This is a genomic window from Kitasatospora putterlickiae, from assembly GCF_039527695.1.
GTDB classification, from domain to species: Bacteria; Actinomycetota; Actinomycetes; order Streptomycetales; family Streptomycetaceae; genus Kitasatospora; species Kitasatospora putterlickiae.
The window spans coordinates 40,385-46,916 of record NZ_BAAAKJ010000122.1; the positions used below are offsets into that span (position 1 = coordinate 40,385).

A 6,532-nucleotide genomic window follows, 5' to 3' on the forward strand; every position below is an offset into this window, starting at 1 on the left:
TGCGGGCCGGGCGCGGCGGTGCCCGCGCCGCCCGGGCGCCTCGCTCAGAGCTCCAGTTCGACCTGGTACTCGGTCAGCCACGCGTCGAGGTCCAGGGCCAGATCGGTCGCCAGCCGGACCGACTGCGGGTCGGTGTCCGGCGCGAGCGCGTCGGACAGCGCCCGCCGGTCCAGCAGGGCGAGGGCGGGGGAGCGGGGGTCGGAGGCCAGCGCGGCGAGCTCGGCGCGCAGCAGCCGCGGATAGCGCGGGTCCTGCACGATCGGGTACGGGCTCTTCATCCGCTCGGCGATCTCGGCCGGCAGCACGTCCCGCACGGCCGCGCGCAGCAGGCTCTTCTCCCGGCCGTCGAAGGACTTCATCGACCACGGCGCGTTGAAGACGTACTGCACCAGCCGGTGGTCGCAGAACGGCACCCGCACCTCAAGACCGGTGGCCATGCTCATCCGGTCCTTGCGGTCCAGCAGGATGCGGACGAAGCGGGTCAGGTTGAGGTACGACACCTCCCGCATCCGCCGTTCGAACGGGTCGGCGTCCGGCAGGTGCGGGACCTCGGCGAGCGCCTCCCGGTAGCGGGCCCGCCGGTAGCCGGGCAGGTCGAGCTTGCCGAGCAGCTCCCGGTCCAGCAGCTGCTCGCGCGGCCCGCTGCCGGTGCCGCCGAGGCTGCTCAGCACGGCCGCCCACGGGAAGTCCTCGGTCCGGACGATCCCCGGGTCGTGGAACCAGCGGTAGCCGCCGAACAGCTCGTCGGCGGACTCGCCGGACAGCGCCACCGTGGAGCGCTCGCGCACCCCGCGGAAGAGCAGCAGCAGCGAGGCGTCCATGTCCCCGACGCCGCCCGGCAGGTCCCGGGCGCGCAGGGTGGCGAGCCGCTGCGCCGGGGCGCCGAGGGCGGCGGGGTCCAGCTCGACCACCCGGTGTTCGGCGCCGACGTGCCGGGCGAGCATCTCGGCGTAGGGGCCGTCCTGGGTGGTGCGCACGGCGTCCGGGGCGAAGTGCTCGGACTGCCCGGTGAAGTCGACCGCGAAGGAGCGGACCGGCCCGGCGCCGGCGGCGCGCAGCGTCCGGGCCGCCAGGGCGGTGACCGCGCTGGAGTCCAGGCCGCCGGAGAGCAGCGAGCAGAGCGGCACGTCGGACTCCAGCTGGCGGTGGACGATGTCCTCCAGCAGTGCCCGGACGGTGCCGATCGTGGTGGCGAGGTCCTGGGTGTGCTCGCGGGCCTCCAGCGCCCAGTAGCGCCGCACGGTGAGGCCCTGTCGCCGCACCCGGACCAGGTGGCCGGGCTGGACCTCGGCGATGCCCCGGTACGGGGTGAGTCCCGGGGTGCGGGTCAGCGCGAGCAGTTCGCGCAGCCCGTCGAGGTCGACCACCGGGCGCACCGCGGGGTGGGCGAGCAGCGCCTTCGGCTCGGAGCCGAAGACCACGCCGTCCGGCGTCGGGTGGTAGTGCAGCGGTTTGACGCCCATGCGGTCGCGGACCAGCAGCAGCTCCTCGGTGCGGGCGTCCCAGACGGCGAAGGCGAACATGCCGTTGAGCCGTTCGGCCAGGTGTTCGCCCCACTCCAGGTAGGCGCGCAGCACCACCTCGGTGTCGCTGCGGGTGCGAAAGCGGTGCCCGGCGGCCTCCAGTTCGGCGCGCAGCTCGTGGTGGTTGTACACCTCCCCGCTGTAGCTGAGGGCGGCCAGCGTCCGGCCGTCGTGCTCGACCGTCATCGGCTGGACGCCGCCCTCCGGGTCGATCACGGCGAGGCGCCGGTGGCCCAGCGCGGCGTGCCGCGCCAGGTGGACGCCGCCGGAGTCCGGGCCGCGGCGGAGCTGGGTGTCCGTCATGGCGTCGAGCACCGCTCGTTCGAGGGTCAGGTCGCGGTCGTAGGCGACCCATCCGGTGATCCCGCACATCAGCAAGCCTCCGGTTCTTCCGACACTCTTCCGATGCTCCCGTTCCACCCCCGACCCCCGGTGTGTGAGCACGCCATCACGCTACGTGATCGCCCGGGCGGCTACAAGACCCCCGTTCACGTTTCGAACACTGCAAGATCCTGCCCGATTTCGGGCAGGATCTTTGATCTTTTGGCGTCCGGACGCCTAGGCTCCCCATTCGTGTCCAGCTCGCCCGGTTCCTCGCACCCTCACGAAGACCTGCTCGCCCACCTCGCCCGGACCAGCCCGCTCGGGCCCCGGGAGGCGGCGCGGGTGGTGGCGGAGGTGCTGGCCTACTTCTCCGAGACCACCGAGGAGTACGTCCGGCGCCGCCACGGCGAGCTGCAGGCACGCGGCCTGACCAACGAGCGGATCTTCGCGCGGCTCGCCGAGGAGCTGCCGGCCCGCCGGGTCGCGGCGCCCGGACTCTCGGCCCGCCAGCTGCGCCGGATCGTCTACGGCTGACCGCCCGCGTTCAGGTCTTGTCGGCCCGCATCCGGCCCGCATCCGGCTCGAACCAGGCCCGCGTCCGGCTCGAACCGGGCCCGCGCCGGCCGGCCGCCCCCGTCCTCACCGAACCAAGGAGTCCACCATGTGCGGAATCGTGGCCTACATCGGCCCCAAGGACGCGACCCCCTTCCTGCTGGAGGGCCTCGCCCGGCTTGAGTACCGCGGCTACGACTCGGCCGGCGTCGCCGTCGCCGGGCGCACCGGTGGCCTCAAGGTCCGCAAGGTCAAGGGCCGGGTCGCCGACCTCGCCGCCGACGTGCCCGCCCGCTTCAAGGGCACCACCGGCATCGGCCACACCCGCTGGGCCACCCACGGCGTCCCCAGCGACGCCAACGCCCACCCGCACCTGGACAACGCCGAGCGCATCGCCGTCGTCCACAACGGCATCATCGAGAACGCCGACGACCTGCGCGCCCGGCTCGCCGCCGACGGCGCCGTCTTCCGCTCCGAGACCGACACCGAGGTGCTCGCCCACCTGGTCGCCGCCCACGCCGCCGAGGGCGGCGACCTGGAGGACGCCGTCCGGGCCGCGCTCGGCAAGGTCGTCGGCACCTACGGCATCGCCGTCCTCGACGCCGAGCAGCCCGACCGCGTCGTGGTCGCCCGCAACGGCAGCCCGATCGTGCTCGGCATCGGCGAGAAGGAGATGTTCGTCGCCTCCGACGTCTCCGCCCTGGTCCGCTACACCCGCCAGGTCGTCCACCTGGAGGACGGCGAACTGGCCACCGTGCGCGCCGACGGCTTCCGCACCTTCACCGAGGACGCCCGCACCACCCACCGCCAGCCGTCCACCGTCGACTGGGAGATCGACTCCTACGACACCGGCGGCTACGAGCACTTCCTGCTCAAGGAGATCCACGAGCAGCCCGGCTCCGTCGAACGCACCCTCAGCGGCCGCCTCGACGAGCGGTTCGCCACCGCCCACCTCGGCGGCCTCAACCTGGACGCCCGCGAGCTGCGCGAGATCCGCCGGGTCAAGATCCTCGGCTGCGGCTCCGCCTACTACGCCGGCGAGATGGGCGCCCAGCTCATCGAGGAGCTGGCTCGGATCCCCGCGCACAGCGAGCCCGCCTCGGAGTTCCGCTACCGCAACCCGGTCATCGAGGCCGACACCCTCTACATCGCGGTCAGCCAGTCCGGCGAGACCTACGACACCCTCGCCGCCGTCCAGGAGGTCAAGCGCAAGGGCGGCCGGGTGCTCGGCGTCGTCAACACCGTCGGCAGCGCCATCGCCCGCGAGTGCGACGGCGGCATCTACCTGCACGCCGGCCCGGAGATCTCGGTCGCCTCCACCAAGGCGTTCACCTCCACCGTCGTCGCCTTCGCGCTGCTCGCCCTGCACTTCGGCCGGATCCACGACCTCTCGCCCGCCGACGGCCGCCGGATCGTCTCCGCCCTCAAGGCGCTGCCCGGCCAGATCGGCGAGGTCCTCGCCCGGAGCGAGGAGATCGCCCGCCTCGCCGCCGAGTACGCCGACTCCACCGGGATGATGTTCATCGGCCGGGTGCGCGGCTACCCGGTCGCCCGCGAGGGCGCGCAGAAGCTCAAGGAGATCTCCTACGTGCACGCCGAGGCCTACCCGGCGAGCGAGCTGAAGCACGGCCCGCTGGCCCTGATCAGCCCCGAGCTGCCCACCGTCGCCCTGGTGCCGGACGACGAGCTGCTCGACAAGAACCTCACCACCCTCGGCGAGATCAAGGCCCGCGCCGGCCGCGTCCTCGCCATCGCCCACCGCCGCCCCGAGGCCAGGCTCGCCGACCACTGCGTCCTGGTCCCCAAGAGTGAGCCCGAGCTGGACCCGCTGCTCCTCAACATCCCGCTCCAGCTCCTCGCCTACCACACCGCCGTCGCCCTCAAGCGCGACGTCGACAAGCCCCGCAACCTCGCCAAGAGCGTCACCGTCGAGTGACCCCCGCCGCCCGGGCCCGGGAGCGCACAGCCTCCCGGGCCCCGGCGGGCCGCTCAGTAGTCGGCGCTGGGGGCGCGGGTGGTGGGGCCGAGGTCGGGCTCGTCGCGGAGGTCCAGAAACTCGCCGTGGTGGGCGAGTTCGAGGACGGTGAGGGTGTTGCGGCCCGGCCGCCAGAGCGGGGCGGGGGCGTAGAGGGTGCGCTGGGGGCCCTCGTGGGTGTAGCGGCCGAGCAGGAAGTCGTTCAGCCAGAGCAGGCCGCGGCCCCAGCCGGGGAGGGCGACGAAGGTGTCGGCGGGGGTGTCGAGGTCGGTCTCGAAGCGGTGGAAGGCCGGGTCGCCGTCGGCGGTGTCGAGGGTGTCGTGGAAGGTGAGCGGGGTGAGGTCGGCGAGCGGCAGCGGGCGGATCTCCCAGCCGTGCAGGCGCTGGCGTTCGTGCGAGACGCCGCGCCGGATGCCCTTGTGGTCGGCCAGCTGGGGGCCGTAGTTGGCGCGGCCGAGGGCCTCGACCAGGATGTCCAGGGTGACGCCGGCGGGGCCGGTGGCGAGGGGGAGGGTGCGGCCCGGGGCGTTGCGGTCGAGGACGCCGAGCGGGCGGCCGTCGGCGAAGACGTGGGCGAAGTCGCCGATGCCGTCGACGCGCAGCGGGAGTTCGGGGCGCGGGCCGGGGACGCGGGTGCGGTAGTGGATGAGGCCGAGCGACTGGCCGAGGCGTTCCATCGGCTCGGGGGCGGGGCGGTGGACGGGCGCGGAGAGCGCGTCGAGGGAGTCCAGGAGGCGGGCCCGGCCGGTCGCGCGGTCGAGCCGGCGTGGCGCCAACCGGGGTGGAAGGGGAGGGAGTTCGCCCTCCGGGAGCGGGACGTACTTGCCGATGACGGACCGCAGGGTGTGGAACTTCTCGGTCAGCTCGCCGGCCTCGCCGATCGGCGCGTCGTAGTCGTAGCTGGTGGTGGTCGGCTCGAAGCCGGCGGTGTCCGGGCCGGTGCCGGAGTGGTTGGCGCCCGCCCAGAGGCCGAAGCTGGTGCCGCCGTGCGCCATGTAGAGGTTGACGGAGGCGCCGGTGGCGAGGAGTTCGTCGAGCGAGGCGGCGGCCTCCTTGGCGTCCCGGACGTGGTGCGGCTCACCGATCCGGTCGAACCAGCCGATCCAGAACTCCATGGCGGCCAGCGGGCCTTGGGGCTGATGGCGGCGCAGCACCTCGAAGCGCTCGGGCGCGCGGGAGCCGAAGGTGGCGGTGGCCAGCAGGCCCGGGATCGCACCGCCCTGCTGCATGAAGTCCTCGGAGCCGTCGGCGGTGAACAGCAGGCAGTCCACCCCGCGCGCCACCAGGCCGTCGCGCAGGTGCGCCAGGTAGGCGGCGTCGTTGCCGTAGCTCCCGTACTCGTTCTCCACCTGGACGGCCACCACCGGGCCGCCCCGGCTGCCCAGCAGCGGCAGCAGTTCGGGCACCAGGGCGTCGAACCAGCCGTCCACCGCGGCGAGGAAGGCGGGGTCGGAGCTGCGCAGCCGGATCCCGTCCACGGCCAGCAGCCGCGCCGGCAGGCCGCCGAACTCCCACTCGGCGCAGATGTACGGGCCGGGGCGGAGGATGACGTCGAGCCCGTGCCGCTCGGCCAGCCGGACGAACCGGGCGATGTCCCGCCAGCCGGTGAAGTCCACTTCACCGCCGGGGAGTTCGTGGAAGTTCCAGGGGATGTAGGTGTCCACCGTGTTGACGCCCAGGGCGCGCAGGCGGGCCAGCCGGTCGTCCCACAGGTCGGGGTGGACCCGGAAGTAGTGCAGCGCGCCGGAGACGATGCGGTGCGGCGCGCCGTCGCGGCGGAAGCCGTGGCCGTCGAAGTCGAGCTCGATCATGCGGACCAGCTTTCGGTGGTGCCGGTGGTGACGCGGGCCGCCGGGGGTCGGGCCCGGCGGCCGGGATCCCAGTAGCGTCGCAGGGGCGAACGGGCGGTGCCGCGCGATCGTGCCCACGCCACGCGGGGGTGTTCCGCGCGACCCCCTCGTCCTAGACTGCTCAGCTCGCACGGCATTACCGACGGGTAGGTAGGAATCCGGGCCGGGTGCCGTCACCGACCGACAGGGATGGGGAGTCCGGATGGCCGAGGAGCGGGTGCACGCCTACGGGGACGACGCGTTGGGGGAGCACGACGCGGTGGCCCTGGCCGCCCTGGTGCGGGCCGGCCGGGTGAGCCCCGCGGAGT

At 73.7% G+C, this 6,532-nt stretch carries 4 protein-coding genes; 2 read left to right on the plus strand and 2 right to left on the minus strand.

The features are described 5' to 3' along the window. Positions 1 to 44 precede the first annotated feature (44 nt). Positions 45 to 1,895: an asparagine synthase (glutamine-hydrolyzing) gene (gene asnB, locus ABD308_RS12845; RefSeq protein ID WP_344332848.1), complete on the minus strand. Its 1,851-nt coding sequence runs from the start codon at positions 1,893 to 1,895 to the stop codon at positions 45 to 47. A gap of 201 nt (positions 1,896 to 2,096) precedes the next feature. On the opposite strand from asnB, the gene ABD308_RS12850 reads away from it, so the two are divergent. Further along, a complete protein-coding gene (locus tag ABD308_RS12850) occupies positions 2,097 to 2,381 on the plus strand; it encodes a hypothetical protein (protein ID WP_344332850.1) in 285 nt (94 codons plus the stop codon). 127 nt (positions 2,382 to 2,508) lie between these two features. Then, positions 2,509 to 4,335 carry a glutamine--fructose-6-phosphate transaminase (isomerizing) gene (gene glmS / locus ABD308_RS12855; RefSeq protein WP_344332852.1) on the plus strand — a complete coding sequence of 609 codons (1,827 nt, stop codon included), beginning with the start codon at positions 2,509 to 2,511 and terminating at the stop codon, positions 4,333 to 4,335. Positions 4,336 to 4,388: 53 nt separating this feature from the next. Here glmS and ABD308_RS12860 read toward each other — a convergent pair whose 3' ends face one another. Beyond that, positions 4,389 to 6,185 carry a glycoside hydrolase family 35 protein gene (locus ABD308_RS12860; RefSeq protein WP_344332854.1) on the minus strand — a complete coding sequence of 599 codons (1,797 nt, stop codon included), beginning with the start codon at positions 6,183 to 6,185 and terminating at the stop codon, positions 4,389 to 4,391. Positions 6,186 to 6,532 lie beyond the last annotated feature (347 nt).